Genomic DNA, 23,995 nt, shown 5'->3' on the forward strand with positions numbered 1-23,995 from the left:
GGCGGTCGCTGTCGACGGGGGCTGCCCGGTACAGCGCTTCACAGCTGTCCGCCAGCCCGCGAAAGCCGTGCTCCGCGGCGGCCTTTCGGCCCTCGGTCAGTGCCAGTTCGCCCAGGCAACCGGTGGCGGCAACGCTGGCCGCTCCGGGGGAAGCGACCTGACGAGCGAGCGTCGCCAGGTCGCCTCAACGCCCGCTCAGCTCCTGCCGCGCCGCGCCAGCGCCACCGCTCCCCCACCCGCGAGGAGCAGAGCGACCGCGCCGCCCGCGATGTACGGCGTCATGGAGCTGCCGCCGGTCTCGGCGAGGCCGTCCTCGGCGGACTCACCCTGGGGCTTGACGTCGCCGGCCGAACCGGTGCCCGGGGCGGCACTGGGGCCGGTGCTCGGGTCGGCTTCCTGCGCGGGCGCGTCCGGCGTCTCGCAGGTCGCCTCGGCCAGGGTCAGGGTGCCCTGGACGTCGGCCACGTTCAGCTTCAACGGGTTGACGGAGACCTTGAGTTCGAGAGCGGTGGCGGCGGCCGTACGCGATGCGGTCTCCGTCTTGGAGTAGTCCAGGCGCACGTCGCCCACGCCCGGCACCTCGACCTTCGTGGTCCCGCCCGCGGTCAGCGTGACCTTCTTGCCCAGCACGGTGACGTCGCCCAGCAGGTTGGACGAGGCGGTCGGCGTCTTCCCGGCCTCGCAGGTCGCCTTGGAGGTGACCTGCCCGACCTCGATGAGGGAGAGCAGCGGCAGGCCGGGGACGTGGACCTTGGCGTGGGCGAGGTTGGTGTACCCCTCGGCCTTGCCGCCGGCGACCGTCGCCTTCGACGAGGCGACCTCCGCGCTCAGCACGCTGAACGGCTTTCCGCCGTCCACGCCGTTCAACTGGGCCGTCAGCGTGGACTTTTCGGCGCTCTGTGGCGCCTGCACCTCGTTCAGGGAGACCGTGAGCGGGACGTTCACGGTCTTGTTGAGCAGGGAGACGTCGAGCCCGGTGCGCAGCACGACGGCGCTCGCGCGGCCCTCGTCACCGGTCGCGTGGGCGGGTCCCGCGGCCAGGACCGCGGGACCGGCGGCCAGGGCGGTGGCCGTCGCGACGGTGGCGAGACGGCGTGCGGGCAGGCGGAGGTTCTTGCCGTTCAAGGTGGGGACCCCTCAGGGGAGACTTGCTCGGGACCTGCCAAGAATCGCGTATGCGGGATGCCCGGTCAGCATCCTGCCGGGAGTTCACCCCTACGTGTGTTTCCCGTGCAGATTTTCGAACCCCATGGCACGCACGTTCTCCACAGTCACAGTCACAACAGCCGACTCAGCCCACGATCTTCCCGCTCAGGACGATCCGCCGGGGCGCCGCCAGCACCCGTACGTCGGCCCGCGGGTCGGACTCGTACACGACCAGGTCCGCCGCCGCGCCCTCCTCCAGGCCGGGACGGCCGAGCCACGCCCTGGCCGACCAGGTCGTCGCCGCGAGGGCCTCGACCGCGGGGATGCCGGCGGTGACCAGCTCCGCCACCTCGGCGGCCACCAGGCCGTGGGGCAGGGTGCCGCCCGCGTCCGTGCCCACGAAAACCGGGATACCGGCGTCGTAGGCGGAGCGGACCGTGTCGTAGCGGCGTTCGTGGAGCCGGCGCATATGGGCCGACCAGCGGGGGAACCTGGACTCGCCGCCGTCGGCCAGCTTCGGGAAGGTCGCGATGTTGACCAGGGTCGGCACGATCGCCACGCCGCGTGAGGCGAAGAGCGGGATCAGGTCCTCGGTGAGGCCCGTGGCGTGTTCGATGCAGTCGATGCCCGACTCGACCAGGTCGCGCAGGGAGTCCTCGGCGAAGCAGTGCGCCGTCACGCGCGCGCCCAGGCGGTGGGCCTCCGCGATGCCGGCCTCGACCGCCTCCCGGGGCCAGGTGGGCGCGAGGTCCCCGAGGTCGCGGTCGATCCAGTCGCCGACCAGCTTGACCCAGCCGTCGCCGCGCCGGGCCTCCCGGGCGACGTAGGCGACCAGGTCCTCCGGTTCGATCTCGTGCGCGTAGCCGCGGATGTAGCGGCGGGTGCGGGCGATGTGCCGGCCGGCCCTGATGATCTTCGGCAGGTCCTCGCGGTCGTCGACCCAGCGGGTGTCCGAGGGCGAGCCGGCGTCGCGGATCAGCAGGGTGCCCGCGTCGCGGTCGGTCAGCGCCTGCTTCTCCGCGGTGCCCTCGTCGACCGGGCCGTGCGCGCCGAGGCCCACATGGCAGTGCGCGTCGACGAGGCCGGGCAGGGCCCAGCCCTCGACGGTGCGGACGTCGCGGGCGCCGACGGGGCGGTCGTACGAGATCCGGCCGTCGACGACCCACAGCTCGTCCCGGACGTCCTCGGGTCCGACGAGGACCCGGCCCTTCACGTGCAGCACACCCGCGCGATCGCTCATGTACTGCACCTTAATGACCGGGCCCTGGTGACCGGCTAGTCGCCCTTGCCCACCTGGTCCGAGGTCTCCTCCTCCACCTCGGCCATCGCCGGGTCGAGGAGGCGGGAGAGGAAGTGGCGGGTGCGTTCGTGCTGGGGGTCGCCGATGACCTGGTCGGGGGTGCCGTCCTCGACGATCACTCCGCCGTCCATGAACACGACCCGGTCGGCGACCTCGCGGGCGAAGGTCATCTCGTGGGTGACGACCATCATCGTCATGCCCTCGTCGGCGAGCATGCGCATGACGGCGAGGACGTCACCGACCAGCTCGGGGTCCAGCGCGGAGGTCGGCTCGTCGAACAGCATCACCTCGGGGCCCATGGCGAGGGCGCGGGCGATGGCGACGCGCTGCTGCTGGCCGCCGGAGAGGGAGGACGGGTACGCCGTCGCCTTCTCCGACAGGCCGACCCGCTCCAGGTTCTCGGCGGCGACCTTCGCGGCCGTCGCCTTGTCGCGCCTGAGGACCCGGCGCTGCGGCAGGCTGAGGTTCTCGGTCACCGTGAGGTGCGGGAACAGGTTGAACTGCTGGAAGACCATGCCGATACGGCGGCGTACGGCGTCGATGTCGACGTCCGGGTCGGTGAGCTCGGTGCCGCCGACGAAGACCTGCCCCTTGGTGGGCTCTTCGAGCAGGTTCACACAGCGCAGCAGCGTCGACTTGCCGGAGCCGGACGGGCCGATGACGCACACGACCTCGCCCTGGCCGATCTCCAGGTCGATGCCGCGCAGCACCTCGTTGTCCCCGAACGACTTGTGCAGGCCACGGACTTCGATCTCCGCTCGGGAGCGGGGGGTCTTCTCTGTCACTTCACGGCCTCCTGGGCCTTCGCCTCCATGCGGCGTACGACGAAGCCGAGCGGGATCGTGACCAGCAGATAGCACAGGCCCGCGACCAGGATCGGCGTGGAGTTGGCGGTCTGGCTGGCCAGGTCACGGCCGAACTTGGACAGTTCGCGCTCCTCCAGCGTCACACCGAGGAACAGCACCAGCGAGGAGTCCTTGAACAGCAGGACGAGTTCGTTGGTCAGCGGCGGGAGGATGATCCGGAAGGCCTGCGGGATGATGATCGAGATCATGGCGCGGGCGGGCGAGAAGCCGAGCGAACGCGCCGCCTCCATCTGCCCCTTGGGCACCGCTTGGATGCCCGCGCGGATCGTCTCCGCCATGTACGCGGCGGCCACCAGGCCGAGCGCGAGGGCCACCTTGCCGTACGTGCCGCCGGGGATCTCCGTGCCCGGGAAGGCCAGCGGTACGGCGACCCCGATGAAGATGAAGATCAGCAGGGCGGGCAGGCCGCGGAAGATCTCGATGTACACGCCGGCGAGCCAGCGGTACGGCCCCACGGACGACAGCCGCATCAGCGCGATCACCATGCCGAGGACCAGTCCGACGGCGAAGCCGGACACGGTGTACAGCACGGTGTTCTTCAGCGCCAGCGTGATGACGTCCGGGAACATCTGCCGGGCGATGTCCTCTTGCGCGAACTGGTTCGCAAGCCGGTCCCAGTCGGCCGCGACCGCGAAGGCGATCACGGCCGCGACGAAGACGACGTACTGGATGCCGCGCGAGAGACTGCGCTTCTGACGCCGGGTCAGGCCCTTTTTCTTCGGCTGCTTCGGCTGGGGTCGTACGTCGTTGCCGGTGGTGTCGGTCATGGGGTCAGGACGCCGCGGGCGAGGCGGAGGCGGCGGACTGGTCGTACGGGCCGATCCACTTCTCGTACAGCTTCTTGTACGTGCCGTCGGCCTTCGCGTCCTTGATCGCCTTGTTGATGGCCTCGCGGAGCTTGGTGTTGCCCTTCTTCACCGTGAAACCGTACTGCTCACCGGTGTTGATCTGCTCGGCGACCTCGAAGGCGTCCGCGTTGGCCTTGTCCTTGAGCCAGCCCTGGACGACCGGGTAGTCGATGACGACCGCCTCGACCTGGCCGGTGCGCAGGCCGTTGATGACGGCGTCGGAGGACTCGAAGGAGACGGGGTCCAGGCCCTTGCTCTTGGCGTAGTCCTCGCCGGTCGTCTGCGCCTGGGCGCCGACCTTCTTGCCCTTGAGGTCCGCGAAGGAGGAGATACCGCTCTTCTTGTCGACCAGGACGGCCTGGGTGGCCTCGAAGTACGGGTCCGAGAAGTCGACGTTCTTCTTGCGCTCCTCGGTGATGGTCATGCCGGCGGCGGCGAGGTCGCACTGGCCGGCGTTGAGGGACCCACCGGTCTTGAAGTTCTCGAAGGGCTGGTCGACGATCGCCTGCTGCACGCCGAGGTCGTCCGCGACCAGGTCGATGAGGGAGACGTCGAAGCCCTGCACCTTGCCGTCGATCTCCGACTGGAAGGGCGGGTACGGCAGGTGGGTGCAGGTGGTGAGCCGGCCCGCCTTGACGACTTCGACACCGCCGGCCGCCGTCTTCGTACCGCTGCCGCCGTCGTCGTCGGAGGAGCAGCCGGCCACGAGCACCAGCCCGGCCGTCGCGGTGGTGGCGGCCAGCATGCGGGTCCGGCGCCCGAGGGTCGTCTTCACGGGGGGCCTCCTGTCAGGGAACTGTGGGTTCCGATTATAAGGAGAAGTTTGAGATCCTCAAACCAAACCGATGGTTAAGGGGCCGTTCGACCTAAGAAGTCGGGTGCGGGAGGAGGTGCGGGAAAGGGAGTGGGGCGCCCGCTCCATGCCCGGTCACCGCCCGGTTTACGCTCGTCTCCGTCGATCCCGGAGCGAAGAGAGCGAAGTGAGCCCCGCCGTGACCCACCCCTTCCTGGACCTGGCCCCGCTGAGCGCCGCCCGATTCGCCGCCATCGAGGACCGGGTGGCGCGGCTGCTCGGGACCGAGCAGGACGTCGTGATCATGCAGGGCGAGGCGCTGCTGCCGCTGGAGGGGGCGATCCGGGGGACGGCCGGGCCCGGCACCACCGCGCTGAACGTGATCACCGGCCCGTACGGGCAGACCTTCGGGAACTGGCTGCGTGACTGCGGCGCGAGCGTGATCGATCTGGCGGTGCCCTTCCACACGGCGGTCACGGCGGACCAGATCCGGGAGGCCTTCGCCGAGCACCCGGAGATCGACTTCGTGTCCCTGGTGCACGCGGAGGCGGCGACCGGCAACACCAATCCCGTCGCCGAGATCGGCGAGGCCGTGCGGGCGCACGGGGCGCTGTTCTACCTGGACGCGGTGGCCTCGATCGGGGCCGAGCCGGTGCTGCCGGACGCGTGGGGCGTCGACCTGTGCGTCATCGGGGCGCAGAAGGCGATGGGCGGGCCGGCTGGGGTGTCGGCGGTGTCGGTGAGCGAGCGGGCCTGGGCGCGGATGGCGGCGAACCCGGCGGCGCCGCGACGGTCGTACCTGTCGCTGCTGGACTGGAAGGAGCGGTGGTTCGACGGCGGGCGCAAGACCCTGCTGCATGCGCCCGCACAGCTGGAGATGCTGGCGCTGGAGGCGTGTGTGGAGCGGATCGAGGGGGACGGGCTGGACGCGGTGATGTCCCGGCACCGGGCCGCCGCGCTGTCCACTCGGGCCGGGGCGGTGGCGCTGGGTGGGGGGCTGGAGCCGTATGTATACGAGGCCGGGGAGGCCGCTCCGGTCGCTACGACGCTTCGGACCCCGCCTGGGGTGAACGCGTCGTCGGTGGTGGCCAAGGCGCTGAGCGAGGGCTCTGCGCTGCCACTGGCCGCGGGTGGGGGCTCCCTGGCCGAGGAGATGATCCGTGTGAACCACTACGGCCCGGATGCTCGCCAGGACCTCGTGGAGTCCTGCCTCGTCGCTCTGGGCACGGCCCTCGCGGAGTTCGGGGTGGCCGTGGATCCGGAGGGGGCTCGGCGGGCGGTCTCCGCGGGCTGGGCGCAGGATCGGTAGCGCTCAGGAACCGCGCTGTACGGCCAGGAACTCCCTTACCCGTGTCAGGGGTTCGGCCGCCTCGTCGATACCTCTGCGCACGGCTTCGGCCAGCCAGGACTCGGCTTCCGCCAACTGTCCGCGCTGGGCCAGCAGGACACCGAAGTTGAGAGCTGCCCGCGGGTGCCCGGCTTCGGCCGCCTTACGGCACCAGAGCTCCGTCCTCTCCGCGTCGCCGCGTTCGGCGAGGTAGGAGGCGTAGGCGAAGGCGGTGTCCGCGTCGCCCTGCTCCTCGGCCCGCTGCCACCAGTGGTCGGCCTCCGCGTGGTCGCCGGGCTGGTCGAAGAGGAGCAGCCCCAGCACGAAGGCGACTCCGGGGAACTCGTCGGCCAGGTCACGGAGCCTTTGCTCCGCTTCGTCCGGCTCCCCGGATTCGATGAGCCAGTCGGCGAGTCGGAGGCCGGCCTTGCGGTGTCCCGCCTCGGCGGCCTTGCGCCACCAGGCCGCCGCTTCCTTGCTGTTGCCGCGTGCCGCGAGCAGGCAGCCGACGTTGTGGGCGGACCCGGAGAACGCGGATGCCGAGGTCCGCCACCAGTGTTCCGCTTCCTCGAGCATCCCTTCCATGTAGTACAGCGCCCCCAGATTGTGGGCGGCGTCGAGACGACCGGCTTCGGCGGCCCAGCGCATGATGGTCCGGGCCACCATCGGCCTGCCTTCCTGCCGGACCCCTTCGGCGAACCTGATGGTCTCTTCCGCGCCCTCGGGGGCACTGAGCAGTTCGAGAAGGAGCGGTCGGGCGTCTTCCGGACGCCCCTCGCTGATCAGCAGGTCGATCAGATTGAGGCAGCCGAAGACGTCCTCGGCTTCCGCGGCCCGGCGCAGCGCTGCCTCGGCGGCGGCGAGGTCTCCCTCCCCGCGGAGCAGAATTCCCAGGTTGTTGAAGGAGCTGGGATTCCCGGCCTCACCGGCTCGGCGATGCCAGTCCATGGCCCCTTCGACATCCCCCTCGCCCCACAGCCATTCGGCGAGGTTGAACATGGCCACCACATGGCCGCCCTCGGCCCCCTTGGCATACCAGTGGGCGCCCTCGGCCCGGCTGCCCCGGGTGCTGAGGAGCACACCCAGCGAGTTGGCCGCCTCCGGGTTTCCCGCCTCTGCGGCCACCCGCCACCATTTCTCGGCCTCCGCGAGATCGTCGCGCTCGTCGGCGGCACGGCCCAGGATCTCCGCGGCCGTGTCATGGCCTCGCTCGGCGGCACGGCGCAGCCACACCTCGGCATCGTCGTCCCCGCGCAGCCGGAGCGAATGCCCATGCACATACATGGCCTGGGGGTCTCCCGCCAGGGCTCCCAGGCGCCACCACGGCTCCGCCTCGGCCTCGTCCCCACGCAAGTGCAGGAGCGTTCCCAAGGTGGTGATCGCCTTGACGTAGCCGCCCTCTGCCGCACTCCGCAGCCAGGTCTCGGCCTGTTCCTCGTCTGTGCCGCGATAGTGCAGGTAGAGGTTGTAGGAGGCGAGGGGCTCTTTGGCCTGCGCTGCTTTTCGCCACCATCTCTCGGCCTCCTCGTCCGCGCCCCGCATCTTCAGGACGGCGCCGAGGTTGGCCTGGGCGAGCGGGTGCCCGGCCTCGGCCACCGTACGCAGCAGCGGTTCGACCTCGCGCGGATCCGAACGCTGGAACAGTTGCGCGGACGTGTAGTTGATGACCGCTACCTCGTCGTGGGCCTCGGCCAGCGGTCTCCAGGCCTGCTCGGCGATCGCCCACCGGCCGCTGAACGACGCCGTCTGAGCGACGAGCGGACGCGTCCGCTCGTCGGCGTACTTCAGCGCGGTGAGCCACACCGAGTCCGGCGGGTCGGGGACGTCAAGTTCGCGGGCGACCGAGTCCACCAGGTAGTCGAAGGGTCTCTTGCTCCCTTCCTGCTCGCCTTCCATCAGCAGGCTTGCGACGCCGTAACGGACCTGGGAAGCCCAGGTGAGGGCCTCCTCGTAGGTCTCCGGGCGCAGCGCGGTGCCGCCGAGGGCACGGAGATGGCCCTCGTGCACTTCGCGCAGCAGGGCTTCCGGCAGGTCGCCGATCAGGCCGATGTGGGCCAGGTCGACCGCTGCCGCGACGAGTGCGGCACCCCGCGGATGGCCGCCCCTGGCGGTGGCTCGCTCTGCCCTGCGCCACTCGCCGAGGAGTTCCGGCCCGGCGGCCAGGTACTCGGCGATGCCGTGCGTGCCGTGCCGCGCGTGTGCCTCGTTCAGGCGGCTGTCGTCGATCCGTGCCACCCGGGCCAGCTCCGTGTCGCTCCACAGCCGCCGCACGACGATGGGCTCCACCATGTTGAGTACCCGCAGTCCGGTCTCGGCCGCCATGCGGCTCGGACCGCCCTCGTCCGCGACGCCGTCGGCCACTTTTCGCAGCGTGTCGTAGCGCTCGTCGCGCAGGGTCGCCAACACCACCAGCCGGGCCCTGATCATCGACGTCAGCAGGGACGGCTCCAGGCCCGCGGACCCGAGGTGGTGTTCCAGATCATCGAGCCACAGGACATGCCGGTCGTACCCGGGCTCGCCGGGCGCCCGGCCCAACGGTCGCAGATCGGCGCCCCAGGGCGGGGCGAGCAGGAGATGCCCGGGGAGCACGTCCCGGACCGCCTCCAGGGCAGTGCGGCTCTTGCCCGCGGTCGAGTCGCCGGTGAGCAACACGAGCCCGCCGGTCTGGGCCGCCGTCCTCAGCGCGGCTCGCACCTGTCCGTCCACGTCGCGCAGGACGTAGGGCGGCAGCGCCGATCCATCGCTTTCCCCGGCACGGGCACGGTGCACGCCTAGGCCGAGGAGGTCGGTGTCGCCGACCGGTTGCCAGTTCCCCAGGGCCGTCAGCTCCACCGGGCCGGCGGTGTAGTGATGGTGGATTCCACCGGCGACATAGTTCGCCGCGACCCCGCCGTTGGCGGCGAGGACACGGGTCGGTTCAGTGCCGGACCTGGCCGGTGGAGCGGCGGCGTGCGGCTCTGTGAGGAGCGGCTCTCCAAGGACGCTCAGCTCTGCCGTGGGCCCGGCCGGGGCGGATGCGTCGGGGTCGACCGCGGGCAGGGGTGGGCTCGAGTCAGCCGGTCCGTTCAGCCCTGGGACGGATCCGGCGTCGGAGGGTGGGCGATGCGCGCGTCTCCGTGGATGACTCCCGCCGCGATCGCACCGCCCTCGGCGCGGATGTCCACATTGCCGCCCGCAGCCAGGCCTCCCTGCCCGGCCGACGCCCCGCCCCGGGGGGCCTGCTCGGCCAGCAGGACACGCAATTCCTCGACGGCCCGCGTCTGTTCGGCCTGGTCCAGACTCTCCAGCAGGGCCTCGATACGAGCCTGCCAGGCCGCCTCCTCACGGATGCGTAGCCGCTCCGCCTGGTCCGCCTCCGCGGACTGGAGCTCACCGGCGGTCCGGTCCAGGCGTTCGAGTTCCGCCCGCTCACGCTGTCCGTCACCGCGCCCGAACCAGCGTGCCACCGCCTGCCGCAGCCCGGTCCACATATCCGTGCCCGCCGCTTGCACCACGGCGGTTCCGCCGGCCGCGGCCAGCAGCGTCAGTGCCTGCTCCAACATCCCCGTTCGCCCTCCCCCGGACCGCCGGTCTCGTCAGCAAGGTAGAGCTGCGGCCCGGTCCGGCGCAGCCATTCCGTGAACATGCCCGCACGGGCCATGGTGGGGTGATGAGCATCGACCCGCCCCAGCCCCTCCCCGACGGCCGCCCCATCCCCCTCCTGACCGGCGACGAGCTCCCCATGCTCGAAAGCTGGCTCGCCTTCCATCGCGCCACCCTGGAGCTCAAGTGCGCGGGGCTGGACGACGTGCAGCTGCGGCTTGCCTCGGTCGAGTCGTCGGAGTTGACGTTGCTCAGGCTGGTGCAGCACCTCGCGGAGTGTGAGCGGAACTGGTTCCAGCGGGTGGTGGGTGGGCTCGATGTCCCGCCGGTGTACGGGGAAGGGAACGAGACCGGGTACACCCTCGATCCCGGGCGCGGCATCGACGAGGCGCTCTCGGTGCGGCGGCGGGAGGTCGCGCGGGGACGGGAGCTTCGGGCCGGGCGGGCGCTGGAGAGTGTGGGGCGGATCGGCGACGGGCCGATGGCCGGGGTCGAGGTCAGTCTGCGGTGGGTGCTCATTCACATGATCGAGGAGTACGCACGGCACAACGGTCACGCATACATTCTGCGGGAGCGCATCGACGGAGTTACCGGAGCCTGAATTCGGCGTAATTCTCGAATTCCTTTCACAGGCAGCTTCCCATTCTCTTCTGCCCGCTTTCGCCAGACCTAAACGCAAAGATTCCGCGAACACCAACTGGAGAAATTCGGGCAGATCTCGTGGGAGTTACATGGCTGTGACGCGTTCCACACCGCCTCCCTTTTGTCCGGTATTACCCGGACAGAACGGTGCGATTCACACCCTTCTCGCGCCGCGCCTCACGCCCGCGTGATAACACACCCAGACCTCACACGTAACCCCTCACGGCCATGCAATTTCAAATTTCCCTGGGTAAATTCAATTCGCATGACTGCCGCACAAGCAGACCTGCAAATCGACCGTCCGGCGGTGGCCGACGGGGCCGCGCTGTGGCGGATTGCCAGAGACTCCAAGGCCCTCGACCTCAACTCGTCGTACAGCTATCTGCTGTGGTGCCGCGACTTCGCCGACACGTCGGCCGTCGCCCGCGACGAGCGCGGGGAGCCGGTCGGCTTCGTCACCGGGTACGTACGGCCGGATCGTCCCCACACCCTGCTCGTCTGGCAGGTGGCCGTGGACGACGCGCACCGTGGACGCGGCCTCGCCGCCGCGCTGCTCGACGGGCTCGTCGCGCGAGTCGGCGGCGAGTACGGCGTCACGAGCGTCGAGACCACCATCACCCCGGGCAACACCGCCTCCGAGCGGCTGTTCGGCTCCTTCGCGGAGCGGCACGGTGCCGCCCTGGAGCGCGAGGTGCTGTTCGACGCCGGCCTGTTCCCCGACGGGCCGCACGACCCCGAAGTCCTCCACCGCATCGGCCCCCTCTCCCTCTGACTTCCCCCCACGCAACGAGGAGCGATTCGTCGTGACCATCACCCAGCCCGACCTCAGCGTCTTCGAGACCCTGGAGTCCGAGGTACGCAGCTACTGCCGCGGCTGGCCCACCGTCTTCGACCGCGCGCGCGGCAGCCGCATGTACGACGAGGACGGCCACGAGTATCTGGACTTCTTCGCCGGGGCCGGCTCCCTGAACTACGGGCACAACAACCCCGTCCTGAAACGGGCGTTGATCGACTACCTGGAGCGGGACGGCGTCACGCACGGGCTCGACATGTCCACCAGCGCCAAGCGTGCCTTCCTGGAGTCCTTCCAGAACATCGTGCTGCGACCGCGTGACCTGCCCTACAAGGTCATGTTCCCGGGTCCCACGGGTACCAACGCCGTCGAGTCGGCGCTGAAGCTGGCGCGGAAGGTGAAGGGGCGCGAGGCGATCGTCTCGTTCACCAACGCCTTCCACGGGATGTCCCTCGGCTCGCTCGCCGTCACCGGCAACGCCTTCAAGCGGGCCGGCGCCGGGATCCCGCTCGTGCACGGCACACCCATGCCGTTCGACAACTACTTCGACGGCACCGTCGAGGACTTCCTGTGGTTCGAGCGGCTGCTCGAGGACCAGGGGTCCGGTCTCAACAAGCCCGCCGCCGTGATCGTCGAGACCGTGCAGGGCGAGGGCGGCATCAACGTCGCCCGCCGGGAGTGGCTGCAGGCGCTCGCCGCACTGTGCGAGCGGCAGGACATGCTGCTCATCGTCGACGACATCCAGATGGGGTGTGGCCGTACCGGTGCGTTCTTCTCGTTCGAGGAGGCCGGGATCACGCCCGACATCGTCACCGTGTCCAAGTCCATCAGCGGCTACGGCCTTCCCATGTCGCTGTGCCTGTTCAAGCCCGAGCTGGACATCTGGGAGCCGGGCGAGCACAACGGCACCTTCCGCGGCAACAACCCCGCCTTCGTCACGGCCACCGCCGCCCTGGAGACGTACTGGGCGGACGGGTCCGCGATGGAGAAGCAGACCCGCAAGCGCGGGGAGCAGGTCGAGCAGGCGCTCATCTCCATCACCGAGGAGAACCTCGCCGACGTGAAGGAGTACCGCGGGCGCGGGCTCGTGTGGGGCCTGGAGTTCCACGACAAGGAGCGCGCCGGACGGGTGGCGCACCGAGCCTTCGAACTCGGGCTGCTCATCGAGACGTCGGGCCCCGAGAGCGAGGTCGTGAAGCTGCTTCCGGCGCTCACGATCACCCCGGAGGAACTGGACGAGGGACTCAGCGTCCTCGCCCGCGCCGTCCGGGAAACCATCTGAAACACCACCTAGGAGGCATCGCAGCACCGTGATCGTCCGTTCGTTCAAGGACATCGAAGGAACCGACCGCCATGTGAAATCGGCGTCCGGCACCTGGGAGAGCAAGCGCATCGTCCTCGCCAAGGAGAAGGTCGGCTTCTCCCTGCACGAGACGATCCTGTACGCGGGTACGGAGACGTCGATGTGGTACGCGAACCACATCGAGGCCGTCGTCTGCGTCGAGGGCGAGGCCGAGCTGACCGACCACGAGACCGGGCGGACGCACGCGATCACGCCCGGGACCATGTACCTCCTGGACGGGCACGAGAGGCACACGCTGCGGATCAAGGAGGACTTCCGCTGCCTCTGTGTCTTCAACCCGCCCGTGACCGGCCGGGAGGACCACGACGAGAACGGCGTGTACCCGCTGCTCACCGAGCCCGAGGAGGTGTGAGAAACCCATGACCACCGCCATGACCCGAAACGTCACCGATCTCTACCCCAGTCGCGCCGCCACCGAGGTGTCGACGCCGCGCCAGGACCCCGTCGTCTGGGGCTCCCCCGACACGCCCGGCCCGATCGCGACGACCGACCTGCACTCCTTCGAGCGCGACGGCTTCCTCGCCATCGACCAGCTCATCACCGAGGACGAGGTCGCGGTCTACGCGCAGGAGCTGGAGCGGCTGGTCACCGACCCCGGGATCCGTGCGGACGAGCGCTCCATCATCGAGCCGAAGTCCAAGGAGATCCGGTCCGTCTTCGAAGTGCACAAGATCAGTGAGGTGTTCGCCTCCCTGGTGCGCGACGAGCGGGTCGTCGGCCGGGCGCGGCAGATCCTCGGCTCGGACGTGTACGTCCACCAGTCGCGGATCAACGTCAAGCCGGGCTTCGGGGCCAGCGGCTTCTACTGGCACTCCGACTTCGAGACCTGGCACGCCGAGGACGGTCTGCCCAACATGCGGACGGTGTCCGTCTCGATCGCGCTGACCGAGAACTACGACACCAACGGCGGGCTCATGATCATGCCCGGCTCGCACCGCACGTTCCTCGGCTGCGCGGGTGCCACGCCGAAGGACAACTACAAGAAGTCCCTGCAGATGCAGGACGCGGGCACGCCGTCCGACGAGGCGCTGACCAAGATGGCCTCCGAGTACGGCATCAAGCTCTTCACGGGCAAGGCCGGTTCGGCGACCTGGTTCGACTGCAACTGCATGCACGGCTCCGGGGACAACATCACGCCGTTCCCGCGCAGCAACGTGTTCATCGTGTTCAACAGCGTGGAGAACGCGGCCGTCGAGCCCTTCGCGGCTCCGGTGCGGCGGCCGGAGTTCATCGGCGCGCGGGACTTCACGCCGGTGAAGTGACCTCGTGAGGTGACCTCGTGCAGTGATCTCGTGGCGTGACCCTCACAGCCACGCCAGCGACGCGGCCCGCTCCAGTACGTTCCGTACGGCGGCCGCGTCGCCCGTGGCGCCCCTCGGCACCGTCTGGGGGGCATGGCGACCGCCGACCAGGAGGCAGAAGTCGACGGGATCCAGGGCGAGTTCGGCGGCCACCGGCTCGTCCTCGGACCCCAGCACCCACTCCTCGCCCCCGGTGACCGAGAACAGCACCGGGGGCGCGGTCGGCCCCAGGGCCAGGCCGAGGACACGGACGGCGAGGCGGACCAGCTGCCCCAGGTGCTCCTGCGGCGGCGGTGGGACGGCGATGCCGAGCGCACGGCCGATGTCGTCGGTGTGGATCCACGCCTCGAAGGCGCGCACCAGGAAGTGGTCGGCGACGGGCAGCCGCAGCCCCATCAACGTCACGGCCCGCGCCGCGAGTTCGGCGTCCCTAGCCTCGGGCGTCGCGAGCAACTCGCCCGCCTGCGCGGCCCAGTCGGCCACGGTCTGCTCGGGCGTACGGCCGTGCTCGTGCGCGATGACCTCGGCGGTACGGCGTTCCCAGGCGTCCGCCCAGCCCATGCCCTCCTCGATCCGCGAGCCCGGCGCGCGTGAGCCGACACCGAGCCGGCCCGCCAAGTGCTCGTCGGCGGCGAGCAGGTGGGCGACGGTGGCCTGTACGTCCCAGTCGTGCACGACCGGCGTGGCCCAGCGCCCCTCCAGCTCGGGCAGCAACGCCTTCAGGCCGGCGACGGCAGCGGCGTAGGGGGCGGCGTGCGCGGCGACGCGGGCGGCGGCGGGGCGGGTGCGGAGGGTGAGAGAGAGGACACCGTCGACCGGCGTGGTGACTCCGGCCTCGGTGGCGGGCTGCCGGCCGGCTCCGGGCCGGGCGGCGCCGGAGGACCCCGACCCCTCCAGCAGTCGTACCGTCTCCCGCAGCCTCTCCGCCTCCGCCGCGCAGCTCTCGCACTCGGCGAGGTGCGGCAGGACCGTCCGTTCGTCGGCCGGGTCGAGGGCGCCGAAGGCCCACGCCGGCAGCAGGTCACGTACCGTCTCGTGATCGTCCGTCATCGCGCGCCCCCTTCTCCTGACCCGTGTCCGTGTCTGTGCCCGTTCGTACCCCTCTCGCCATCATGCGCCTCTTTCGAGCGCCGGGTCCGGTGGGTCGGCCAAAGTCTCGGCCAAGGTGCGCAGGGCGATGTGCGGCAGCAGGGAGCGCTCCCGGTCGACGACCGTCTCGTCGGGGCCGGGACCGGGACCGGGACCGGGACCGGCGAGCATGGACAGCCGGCCGCGCAGCGAGCCGCGGCGCGCGTCGAAGGCGTACGGCCTGCTCCACAGCTGGGCGAAAACCTCCTGCGCCACGTCCTCGGCGGCGGCCGCGGAGCGGGTGACGCGCACGGCGACCCGCCGCACCAGCCCGCCGTACGCCGCGTACACCTCGGCCGGCGCGGACTCGTCGCCGTACACCAGCCGCCGGTGCACCTCCGCGTCGGCAGGCGGATGTACGGACGTATCGCCCGTGGACTCCACCGGCACCACCACCCCTGGCGCCTTCCTGGTCTCCGCGACGGGCCCGCGCCAGTGGTTCAGGCGGACAGGGCCTCCAGCAGCCGGTCGACGTCCTCGGCTGTGTTGTAGAGGTGGAAGGAGGCGCGCAGGTTGCCCGCGCGGTCGGAGACCTCGATCCCGGCCGCGCTCAGCTCGGGCTGGCGGTGGCCGAGTCCGGGCACGGACACGATCGCCGAGCCGGGTGCGGGCACCGGTGCGTGGCCGAGGCCGGCGAGACCGGTCCGGAAGCGGTCGGCGAGGGCGAGGTCATGGGCGCGTACGGCGTCCACGCCGAGTTCCTCGAGGAGTTCCAGGGAGCGGCGCAGGCCCGCGAAGCTGAACAGGGCCGGGGGCAGGTCGAACCGGCGGGCGGAGTGGGCGAGTTCGGTCACCGGGCCGTAGCAGCTGTCCCAGGGGCTCTCCCCGGCGACCCAGCCGGCCATGATCGGCAGCAGGCCGCCGAAGTCCTCCGGGACGACGAGGAAGCCGGCGCCGTGCGGGCCCATCAGCCACTTGTAGCAGACGGTCACGGTGAAGTCGTACGCGTCGGCCTCCATCGGCAGCCAGGCGCCTGACTGGGAGACGTCGATGTAGGTACGGGCGCCGTGCTCGCGGGCCGCCTCGCGCAGGGCGGGCAGGTCGGCGATCCGGCCGTCGGCGGACTGCGCGGCGCTGACCGCGACGAGCGCGGTGCCGGGTCGCACGGACTCGGCGAGCCGCTCCAGGGGCACGATGCGCACCTTGAGGTCGCCGCGGGTGTGGAAGGGGTTCACGACGGAGGTGAAGTCGTCCTCGGCGGTGAGGACTTCGGCGCCCGCGGGCAGCGAGGCGGCGACCAGCCCGGTGTAGGCGGCGACGGACGAACCCGCCGCCACCCGCTCGACGGGGACGCCGGCCAGCCGGGCGAAGGCGGCCCGGGCGGCCTCCACGTCCGCGTGCAGCGGACCCAGTGGCCTGCCCTCGGCCCGCATGCGTGCCGCCTCGGCGAGGGCGGCCACGGTGCGGGCCGGGAGCAGCCCGGTGCTCGCGGTGTTGAGATAGACGTTCTTCGGGGCGAACTCGGCACGGACGAGGCTCTCGAAGGTCTCCATGGGTCCACTGTGGGCCCTGAAGACCTCTCAGTCCATTACGACTCTTTACGTGGTTTCGCTAAGCAACGCTTATAGATCGCCCCCGACCTGCGCACTTGCTCAGTGCTGCGGCACCGCGCAGCCGTCCGGACCGCACGCGTCCGCGTCACCCTGCTCGATCAGCGTCAGCGGCGACCGCTCGCCCCACGCCTGCGTCAGCGCCTGCTCGAAGACCTCGGCGGGCTGGGCGCCGGAGACGCCGAACTTGCGGTCGAGGACGAAGAACGGCACGCCGCCCGCACCGAGCTGGGCGGCCTCGCGCTCGTCGGCGCGCACGTCGTCGGCGTAGGCGTTCGGGTCGGCGAGGACCCCCCGGACGTCGTCGGCGTCGAGGCCGGCCGCGACGGCCAGCTCCACGAGCCGCTCGTCGCCCTCGGCGAAGACGGACCGCTCCTCGGCGAAGTTCGCCCGGTACAGGATCTGGATCAGCTCGTCCTGCTTGCCGTGCTCCTTGGCGAGGTGCAGCAGCCGGTGCATGTCGAAGGTGCTGCCGTGGTCGCGGCCCTCGGTGCGGTAGGCGAGTCCCTCCGCGGCGGCCTGCGCGCCGAGGTTCTCCTCGCCGGCCTGGGCCTGCGCGGCGCTCATGCCGTACTTCCTGGTCAGCATGGTGATCACGGGCTGGATGTCGCCCTTGGCGCGCCCGGGGTCCAGCTCGAACGAGCGGTGCACCACCTCGACCTGGTCGCGGTGCGGGAAGGCCTCGAGCGCCTTCTCGAAGCGGGCCTTGCCCACGTAGCACCAGGGGCAGGCGATGTCGCTCCAGATCTCGACGCGCATGTCTGTGGCTCTCTCCAGCTCGTACGGATACGGAGGCTCTCCCCGATCCTGTACGTGAACGTTCAAATAGCCGCGTTCATTCCCCCGGCCACGGCGAAGCGCAGGAACAGGTGGTGGTCGCCCTCGGCGGGCGGGTTCTCCGGGTCCGGGATCCAGCCCTGGCGGGCGTAGAAGGCCTGGGCGCGCCGGTTGTCGACGTGCACGTCGAGGACGGCCGTGCGCTTGCCGTCCGCGTGCCACTCCTCGACGCAGGCCGTGTGCAGGGCCGTACCGACGCCGCCGCGCCAGTGGTCGGGGTCGACATGGAACTGGAAGAGCTTGACCGTGTCCGCGGCGCCGCCCTCCGGGGTGCGAAAGGAGGCGAGCGCGATGATCCGGCCCTGCTCGACCACGCACAGGACGTGTCCGTCGGGCCGCTCGACGGCGCTGCGCCAGGCGCCGTGCCAGTCGGTGCCGTCGTCCGGGACGCCGTCGGGGTAGTACGTCGCCCGGGCCCGTGCGTGCAGCGTGACGATGGACTCCACCTCGGCGGGCACGGCGGTGCGGATCACCCTGCCCGGCTTGACTCGTTCGCTGATCATGCAACGGAGGACGTGACCGCCGGCGCTCCGGTTCCGAGGCGGCTGAACTGGGTGCGATAGGCGCTGGGCGTCAGGCCGGTGCGCCGCACGAGATGCCCCCGCAGCGAGTCGGCCGTGCCCAGACCGCAGTCGTGGGCCACCTGGTCCATGGGCAGGGCGGTGGTCTCCAGCAGCTCCTTGGCGCGCTCGATGCGCTGGTGGAGCAGCCACTGCAGCGGGCTCACCCCGCTCTCGGCGTGGAAGCGGCGGGTGAGGGTGCGGACGCTGACGCCGGCGTGGCGGGCCAGGTCGGTGAGGGTGAGCGGCTTGTCGAGGTTGCGCATGGCCCAGCCGCGGGTGTCGGCGCAGGCCGTGCCGCGCTCGGGCGGCAGCGGGGTCTGTGTGAACTGGGTCTGGCCGCCGGGGCGTACGGGCGCGACGAGGGCACGCCGGGCGACCTCGTTGGCGACGGCGGCGCCGTAGTCGGTGCGGATGATGTGCAGGCACAGGTCGATGCCGGCGGCGTAGCCGGAGGAGGTCACGTAGGGCCCGTCCTGCACGTAGAGCACGTCGCCGCACAGGTCGACCTGCGGGTACCGGCGGCGCATCTCATCGGCGTGCGCCCAGTAGGTGGTGGCTTTGCGCCCGTGCAGCAGACCCGCCTCGGCGAGCTGGAAGGCACCGGTGCACAGGGACGCGATCCGCCTGCCGTCGGCGGCCGCCGCACGCACGGCGGCGACGATCCGCGCCTCCGGCTCGAAGGCTTCGCCGGTCCCCGCGACGAGCACCGTGTCCGCCTCCCGCACGGCGTCGAGGCCGCGGCGCACATACAGGTCGAGGCCGCCGGTGGTGGGCACCGGTCCCGGCTCGGCGGCGCAGACGACCACCTCGTAACCGGGCCGCCCGGCCACCTCCACCTTGCCGAACAGCATCTCCGGGATGGCGAGGTTGAACATCGAGACGGGCGACGGCGCGACGACGGCGATGCGGTGCGGCGCGAACGGCTGGGGCATGGCCAGAACCTCCGGGTGCATGGCATTTTGGCCACTACTCTACGACGGCGGAGATCCGCAGTATGGAGAGCATGTCAACGAACCAGACCCTCAAGGGCGATGAACTCGCCCCCTCGAAGGGCGGGTTGGAGCCCACGAGGTCGTCCTCCGCCCTCACCCTCACCGCCGGAGTGCTCGGCTTCACGCTGGTCTGCCTCGACGCCTCCATCGTGAACGTGGCCCTGCCCGCGATCGGTTCCTCCCTCGGGGGCGGGATGTCCGGTCTGCAGTGGGTGGTCGACGCCTACACCCTGGCCTTCGCCGCGCTCATGCTGTCCACGGGGGCGTTCTCGGACCGGGTGGGGGCGAGCCGGGCGTACGCGCTCGGCACCGCCGTCTTCACGCTCGCCTCGGCGGCGTGCGGCCTGGCACCCAATCTGCCCGCCCTGATCGGGGCGCGGGTGGTGCAGGGCATGGCGGCGGCCGTGGTGCTGCCGGCCTCGCTGGCGCTGGTGCGGCAGGCGTACGCCGATCCGGCGCGGCGGGCCCGTGCGGTGGCCGCGTGGGCGGCGGGCGGTTCGGTGGCGGTGGCGCTGGGTCCGGTGGCGGGCGGTGTGCTGACGACGGCCTGGGACTGGCGCGGGATCTTCTTCGTCAACCTTCCCGTCGGCGCGCTGATCCTGGTGCTGCTGGTCCGCGCCCCGCGCTCGCAGCGCCGTCCGGCACCGCTGGACCTGCCGGGGCAGATGGCGGCGGTGGTGGCCCTGACCGCGCTGACGTTCGCGGTGATCGAGGGCGGCACGGCGGGGTGGGCGGCGCTGGCGGTGGCCGTGGTGGCCGCTGCCGCGTTCCTCAGGGTCGAGGCGCGCCAACCGCATCCGGTCGTTCCCCTCGCCCTCTTCCGCAACCGGACCGTGGCGGTGACGGTCGCCGCGGGAGCGGCGGTCAGCGTGGCCTTCTACAGCATGGTGTTCGTCTTCTCGCTCTTCTTCCAGCAGGTGCAGGGCCGTTCCGCGCTCCAGGCCGGGCTGATGTTCCTGCCGATGACGGGCCTGATCGCGGTGACGAACGTGGCGGCGGGCAAGCTCGCGAGCCGCTACGGCGCCCGGCTGCCCATGGTGGTGGGGCAGGGCCTGGCCGTCGTAGGACTGCTCGCGATGCTGTACGTCGACTCCGGGACGTCTCCCGTCCTGGTGGCCCTGCTCCTCGTCCCCATGGCGTTGGGCTGCGCGCTGACGGTGCCGCCGCTGACCGCGGCGATGCTGGACGCCGTGCCCGCCGAACGGGCGGGACTGGCGGCCGGCGTCCTCAACTCGGCGCGGCAGATGGCCGGGGCGCTGGGCATCGCCGCCTTCGGGGCGTTGATCTCCGACGGCTTCGTGACGGGGATGCGGCTGAGCCTCGTGATCAGCGCGGCCCTGCTGACGGTGACGGGCCTGCTCAGTTTCCGTCTCGCAGGTCCTTCGGCCAGTTCGGCCTGAACTCGAGGTGGTCGTACGTCACGACACACCCCTCCCCCATCGGCGACTGCGTCATGAAGCCGACCAGGGCGGCGTCCGTCTCCTTCTCGTCCCCCAGGGTGAAGAGCCGGACGAAGGTCCAGCGCTCGCCGTCCCGGGAGGCGTGGAAGGCGAAGGCCCGCTCGGTCCGGCTCACCCGCAGCCAGACCGAACTCCCGTCCACGGTGAAGGAGTTGGCGTCGTCGGAGTGCCCCCGGGTGACCACCGTGCAGACGGTGGGCACGTCCGGGGAGTACTCCAGGCAGAGCTTGGCCCAGGCCCGCTCCCCGACGTGGACATAGAGCACCCCGGCGTCGAAGGCGGCGGCGAACCCGACGGTGACGCGGGCGATCAGCTGGAAGTCGCCCTCGGGTGCACCCAGAAGGCGCGGCGCGTCGGAGGCAGGGTCGAGGGCCTCCCCGGTGGGCGGCACGAACCGGTCCTGCCGGGGTCCGGCCCATCCGGAGAGCATGCCGTCCTCGTAGGACCAGTGGCCGTCGGGGCCATAGGTGCGGAGGGGAAAGGGCAGTTCAGGAAGTTCCACGTCCATCCCCGGAGTCTTTCAGTTTCCCCTCCGCCATGTGGCCGTTAATCGTTCAGCGTTCGAGGCGACCGTTGAACCGGCGCGGCAGGCCCAGCGGGTTGTCGTCCCGCAGCTCCGGCGGCAGCAGCGCCTCGGGGGCGCCCTGGTAGGCGACCGGCCTCATCCAGCGCTCGATCGCCGTACCGCCGACGGACGTCGACGTCGAGGTCGTCGCCGGGTACGGACCGCCGTGGTGCTGAGCCGGCGCGACGGCGACACCGGTCGGCCATCCGTTGACCAGCACACGGCCGGCCAGCGGCGTCAGCTCCGCGAGGATCTGCGCGCCCCGGCCCTCGCCCGCCGCCTCCTCGGCGGAGAGGTGAACCGTCGCGGTGAGGTTGCCCGGCAGACGGGACAGCACGGCCTGCGCCTGCGCGTCGTCGTCGTAGCGGGCCACCACCGTCACCGGGCCGAAGCACTCCTCCAGGAGCAGGTCGTACGCCCCCTCTTCGGCCAGCTTCTCGGCCGCGACCGTCAGGAAGCCGGCGCTCACGGTGTGCTCGCCGCCGGCGCCCGGCGTCACCGGGGTCTGAACGTCGGGGAGTTCGGCGCGCTCGGCGACACCGGCGATGAAGTTGTCCCGCATACGGTGGTCGAGCAGGACACCGGCGTCGGTGTCGCTGACGGCGTCCGTGAGCGACTTGACCAGGCCGTCACCCGCGGCGCCGGACGGCACCAGCACCAGGCCCGGCTTCACACAGAACTGCCCGACGCCCAGCGTCATGGACCCGGCCAGCCCGGTGCCGATCGCCTCGGCCCGCTCGGCTGCGGCGGCCTCGGTGATCACGACCGGGTTCAGGGAGCCCAGCTCACCGTGGAACGGGATCGGCACCGGCCGCGCGGCCGCCGCGTCGAAGAGGGCGCGGCCGCCCCGGATCGAGCCGGTGAAGCCGGCCGCGGTGACCTGCGGGTGCTTGATCAGCTCGATGCCCGCCTCGAAGCCGTGCACGAGGCCGATGACACCCTCGGGGATGCCGTGCTCGGCGGCGGCCCGCCGCACGACGGCCGCGACCAGCTCGGACAGGGCCGGGTGGTCGGGGTGGGCCTTGACGACGACCGGGCAGCCCGCGCCCAGCGCGCTCGCGGTGTCGCCGCCGGCGACGGAGAAGGCGAAGGGGAAGTTGGACGCCGAGTAGACGGCGACGACGCCGAGCGACACCTTGTAGCGGCGCAGGTCCGGGATCGGCGGCGTCGCGGTGTCGTCGGGGTGGTTGATCACGACGTCGAGGAAGGCGCCCTCGTCGACGATGTCCGCGAAGGTCCGCAGCTGATAGCAGGTGCGGGCGAGTTCGCCGGTGAGGCGGACCGGGCCGAGCGCGGTCTCGGCGTCGGCGGCCTCTACGAGCTGGTCCTTGGCTGCCTGGAGCTTGTCGGCGGCGGTACGCAGGAAGGCCGCGCGGACCGTGCGGTCGGCCAGGGCGCCGCGCGCGTCGTGCGCGGCGCGGACGGCGGCGTCCACCTCCTGGGCTGTGGCCTCCACCGCAACCTGTTCACGCTGCTTCCCGGTTCGGGGGTCGACACTCCAGACTGGTGCTGCTGCCACCGCAGGTCCCTCCACACATGTAATGCCGCAGTACGGGGTCATTCACCAGGTCGTTCGATATACTGAACGCTGTCTCTGATGATGAATATGCTGTCGGAGACTATTTCCCGTCGAACGAAGGGGTCAAGGGCGATGTCGGCTGGCGAGACGGGCGGCGGGGCGCAGGTCAAGTCCGCGGTACGGACGGTTGAACTGCTGGAATACTTCGCCGGACGCCCCGGCATGCACTCCCTCGCGTCGGTCCAGGAGGCCGTCGGATACCCCAAGTCCAGTCTCTACATGTTGCTGCGCACGCTCGTCGAGCTGGGCTGGGTGGAGACGGACGCGACGGGCACGCGGTACGGCATCGGCGTACGGGCGCTGCTGGTCGGCACCTCCTACATCGACGGCGACGAGGTGGTCGCGGCGGCCCGCCCGACGCTGGACCGCCTGTCGGACGACACGACCGAGACGATCCACCTGGCCCGTCTGGACGGCACGAACGTCGTCTACCTGGCCACCCGCCAGTCCCAGCACTACCTGCGCCCCTTCACCCGGGTCGGCCGCCGCCTGCCGGCCCACTCCACCTCCCTCGGCAAGGCGCTGCTGAGCACCTACACGGACGAACAGGTCCGCAAGATGCTCCCGGAGACGCTCCCCGCGCTGACCGAGAACACGCTCACCGACCGCGAGAAGCTCATCGAGGAGCTCCGCCAGGTCCGCGAGCAGGGCTTCGCCGTGGACCGCGAGGAGAACACGTTGGGGCTGCGCTGCTTCGGCGTCGCGATCCCCTACCGCACCCCGGCCCGCGACGCGATCAGCTGCTCGGTGCCGGGGGCGCGGCTGACGCCCGCGCACGAGCAGATGGTGAAGGACGCGCTGTTCGACGCCCGGGACAGACTGACGCTGGCCACTCGCAGACTCTGACTCCCTCGTGGGCGCCGATCTCCCTCGTAGGCTCTGACTCCATGGATGTGGAACTCCGCGAGGTACACGACAGCGACCTGCCGGTCTTCTACCGGCAGCTGAACGACCCGGAGGCCCTGCGCATGGCGGCCTTCACCCCCAAGGACCCGGCCGACCGGGACGCCTTCGACGAGCACTGGAAGCGGATCCGGTCCTCGGACGACGTCCTGCGCACGATCCTGGCCGACGGTGACGTGGTGGGCAACACGGCGGTGTACGGGGAGCCGGGCGAGCGCGAGGTGACGTACTGGGTGGACCGGGCGTACTGGGGACGGGGCATCGCCACCGCCGCGCTGCGCGGGCTGCTCACCGAGGTCCCCGAACGCCCGCTGTACGCCCGGGCGGCGGCGGACAACGAGGGCTCGCTGCGGGTGCTGCGCAAGTGCGGGTTCCGGGTGACCGCGCAGGCGAGGGGGTTCGCGAACGCGCGGGGCGAGGAGATCGACGAGGTCGTGCTGCATCTGGAGGGGTGACG

The 23,995-nt window shown here is 71.1% G+C and carries 24 protein-coding genes; 9 read left to right on the plus strand and 15 right to left on the minus strand.

Annotated elements, in window-relative coordinates; all coding sequences use genetic code 11:
* Positions 1 to 195 precede the first annotated feature (195 nt).
* From AB5J49_RS11045 to AB5J49_RS11065, 5 genes are all read right to left on the minus strand, one after another.
* Positions 196 to 1,125, minus strand: coding sequence for an SCO1860 family LAETG-anchored protein (locus tag AB5J49_RS11045; RefSeq protein WP_369168380.1), 930 nt, complete (start codon positions 1,123 to 1,125; stop codon positions 196 to 198).
* 166 nt (positions 1,126 to 1,291) lie between these two features.
* Positions 1,292 to 2,386, minus strand: a complete 1,095-nt coding sequence (locus AB5J49_RS11050) for an amidohydrolase family protein (protein WP_369168381.1) — start codon at positions 2,384 to 2,386, stop codon at positions 1,292 to 1,294.
* A gap of 35 nt (positions 2,387 to 2,421) precedes the next feature.
* Positions 2,422 to 3,231 (minus strand): amino acid ABC transporter ATP-binding protein, encoded by an 810-nt coding sequence (locus tag AB5J49_RS11055; protein ID WP_369168382.1) that lies wholly within the window; start codon positions 3,229 to 3,231, stop codon positions 2,422 to 2,424.
* A complete protein-coding gene (locus AB5J49_RS11060) occupies positions 3,228 to 4,079 on the minus strand; it encodes an amino acid ABC transporter permease (RefSeq protein WP_369168383.1) in 852 nt (283 codons plus the stop codon). Before AB5J49_RS11060 ends, AB5J49_RS11055 begins: the two co-directional genes overlap by 4 nt.
* 4 nt (positions 4,080 to 4,083) lie before the next feature.
* Positions 4,084 to 4,935 carry a transporter substrate-binding domain-containing protein gene (locus AB5J49_RS11065; RefSeq protein WP_369168384.1) on the minus strand — a complete coding sequence of 284 codons (852 nt, stop codon included), beginning with the start codon at positions 4,933 to 4,935 and terminating at the stop codon, positions 4,084 to 4,086.
* Positions 4,936 to 5,152: 217 nt separating this feature from the next.
* On the opposite strand from AB5J49_RS11065, the gene AB5J49_RS11070 reads away from it, so the two are divergent.
* On the plus strand, positions 5,153 to 6,262 hold the full coding sequence (locus AB5J49_RS11070; protein WP_369175101.1) for an alanine--glyoxylate aminotransferase family protein: 1,110 nt from the start codon (positions 5,153 to 5,155) through the stop codon (positions 6,260 to 6,262).
* 3 nt (positions 6,263 to 6,265) lie between these two features.
* Here AB5J49_RS11070 and AB5J49_RS11075 read toward each other — a convergent pair whose 3' ends face one another.
* On the minus strand, positions 6,266 to 9,112 hold the full coding sequence (locus AB5J49_RS11075) for a tetratricopeptide repeat protein (protein WP_369168385.1): 2,847 nt from the start codon (positions 9,110 to 9,112) through the stop codon (positions 6,266 to 6,268).
* Positions 9,113 to 9,345: 233 nt separating this feature from the next.
* Positions 9,346 to 9,822, minus strand: coding sequence for a hypothetical protein (locus AB5J49_RS11080; protein WP_369168386.1), 477 nt, complete (start codon positions 9,820 to 9,822; stop codon positions 9,346 to 9,348).
* A 107-nt stretch (positions 9,823 to 9,929) separates the two neighbouring features.
* Between AB5J49_RS11080 and AB5J49_RS11085 the strand changes: the two genes are divergently transcribed.
* The 5 genes from AB5J49_RS11085 to thpD all read left to right on the plus strand — a co-directional run bounded on the left by AB5J49_RS11085 (position 9,930) and on the right by thpD (position 13,922).
* Complete coding sequence (locus AB5J49_RS11085; protein WP_369168387.1) at positions 9,930 to 10,463, plus strand: DinB family protein; 534 nt, start codon at positions 9,930 to 9,932, stop codon at positions 10,461 to 10,463.
* 306 nt (positions 10,464 to 10,769) lie between these two features.
* On the plus strand, positions 10,770 to 11,276 hold the full coding sequence (ectA, locus tag AB5J49_RS11090) for a diaminobutyrate acetyltransferase (RefSeq protein ID WP_369168389.1): 507 nt from the start codon (positions 10,770 to 10,772) through the stop codon (positions 11,274 to 11,276).
* 31 nt (positions 11,277 to 11,307) lie between these two features.
* A complete protein-coding gene (ectB, locus tag AB5J49_RS11095) occupies positions 11,308 to 12,579 on the plus strand; it encodes a diaminobutyrate--2-oxoglutarate transaminase (RefSeq protein ID WP_369168390.1) in 1,272 nt (423 codons plus the stop codon).
* A 28-nt stretch (positions 12,580 to 12,607) separates the two neighbouring features.
* Positions 12,608 to 13,012, plus strand: a complete 405-nt coding sequence (locus tag AB5J49_RS11100; protein WP_030051576.1) for an ectoine synthase — start codon at positions 12,608 to 12,610, stop codon at positions 13,010 to 13,012.
* Between the two features lie 7 nt (positions 13,013 to 13,019).
* Entirely contained in the window at positions 13,020 to 13,922 is a 903-nt protein-coding gene (gene thpD, locus AB5J49_RS11105; RefSeq protein ID WP_369168391.1) for an ectoine hydroxylase, read from the plus strand.
* A 42-nt stretch (positions 13,923 to 13,964) separates the two neighbouring features.
* Here the strand turns inward: thpD and AB5J49_RS11110 are convergent, their stop codons facing one another.
* The 6 genes from AB5J49_RS11110 to AB5J49_RS11135 form a co-directional block, all read right to left on the minus strand.
* Positions 13,965 to 15,011, minus strand: coding sequence for a maleylpyruvate isomerase family mycothiol-dependent enzyme (locus tag AB5J49_RS11110; RefSeq protein ID WP_369168392.1), 1,047 nt, complete (start codon positions 15,009 to 15,011; stop codon positions 13,965 to 13,967).
* 60 nt (positions 15,012 to 15,071) lie between these two features.
* Positions 15,072 to 15,473 (minus strand): sigma factor, encoded by a 402-nt coding sequence (locus AB5J49_RS11115; protein WP_369168393.1) that lies wholly within the window; start codon positions 15,471 to 15,473, stop codon positions 15,072 to 15,074.
* A 56-nt stretch (positions 15,474 to 15,529) separates the two neighbouring features.
* Complete coding sequence (locus AB5J49_RS11120) at positions 15,530 to 16,582, minus strand: aminotransferase class V-fold PLP-dependent enzyme (protein ID WP_369168394.1); 1,053 nt, start codon at positions 16,580 to 16,582, stop codon at positions 15,530 to 15,532.
* Positions 16,583 to 16,681: 99 nt separating this feature from the next.
* Positions 16,682 to 17,398, minus strand: a complete 717-nt coding sequence (locus AB5J49_RS11125) for a DsbA family oxidoreductase (protein WP_369168395.1) — start codon at positions 17,396 to 17,398, stop codon at positions 16,682 to 16,684.
* 62 nt (positions 17,399 to 17,460) lie between these two features.
* Positions 17,461 to 17,979, minus strand: coding sequence for an N-acetyltransferase family protein (locus AB5J49_RS11130; RefSeq protein ID WP_369168396.1), 519 nt, complete (start codon positions 17,977 to 17,979; stop codon positions 17,461 to 17,463).
* Positions 17,976 to 18,971: a GlxA family transcriptional regulator gene (locus tag AB5J49_RS11135; RefSeq protein WP_369168397.1), complete on the minus strand. Its 996-nt coding sequence runs from the start codon at positions 18,969 to 18,971 to the stop codon at positions 17,976 to 17,978. The genes AB5J49_RS11130 and AB5J49_RS11135 overlap by 4 nt, the downstream gene beginning before the upstream one ends.
* Positions 18,972 to 19,042: 71 nt before the next feature.
* On the opposite strand from AB5J49_RS11135, the gene AB5J49_RS11140 reads away from it, so the two are divergent.
* Positions 19,043 to 20,431: an MFS transporter gene (locus tag AB5J49_RS11140; protein WP_369168398.1), complete on the plus strand. Its 1,389-nt coding sequence runs from the start codon at positions 19,043 to 19,045 to the stop codon at positions 20,429 to 20,431.
* Here AB5J49_RS11140 and AB5J49_RS11145 read toward each other — a convergent pair.
* Positions 20,391 to 20,999 carry a DUF1349 domain-containing protein gene (locus tag AB5J49_RS11145; protein WP_369168399.1) on the minus strand — a complete coding sequence of 203 codons (609 nt, stop codon included), beginning with the start codon at positions 20,997 to 20,999 and terminating at the stop codon, positions 20,391 to 20,393. The genes AB5J49_RS11140 and AB5J49_RS11145 overlap by 41 nt on opposite strands.
* 46 nt (positions 21,000 to 21,045) lie before the next feature.
* A complete protein-coding gene (locus tag AB5J49_RS11150; protein WP_369168401.1) occupies positions 21,046 to 22,575 on the minus strand; it encodes an aldehyde dehydrogenase (NADP(+)) in 1,530 nt (509 codons plus the stop codon).
* A 132-nt stretch (positions 22,576 to 22,707) separates the two neighbouring features.
* Between AB5J49_RS11150 and AB5J49_RS11155 the strand changes: the two genes are divergently transcribed.
* Together AB5J49_RS11155 and AB5J49_RS11160 are read left to right on the plus strand one after the other, a co-directional pair.
* On the plus strand, positions 22,708 to 23,481 hold the full coding sequence (locus AB5J49_RS11155; RefSeq protein WP_369168402.1) for an IclR family transcriptional regulator: 774 nt from the start codon (positions 22,708 to 22,710) through the stop codon (positions 23,479 to 23,481).
* Positions 23,482 to 23,522: 41 nt separating this feature from the next.
* Complete coding sequence (locus tag AB5J49_RS11160) at positions 23,523 to 23,993, plus strand: GNAT family N-acetyltransferase (RefSeq protein ID WP_369168403.1); 471 nt, start codon at positions 23,523 to 23,525, stop codon at positions 23,991 to 23,993.
* The last annotated feature ends 2 nt before the right edge of the window (positions 23,994 to 23,995 follow it).

Source organism: Streptomyces sp. R28, assembly GCF_041052385.1.
Classification (GTDB): Bacteria; Actinomycetota; Actinomycetes; order Streptomycetales; family Streptomycetaceae; genus Streptomyces.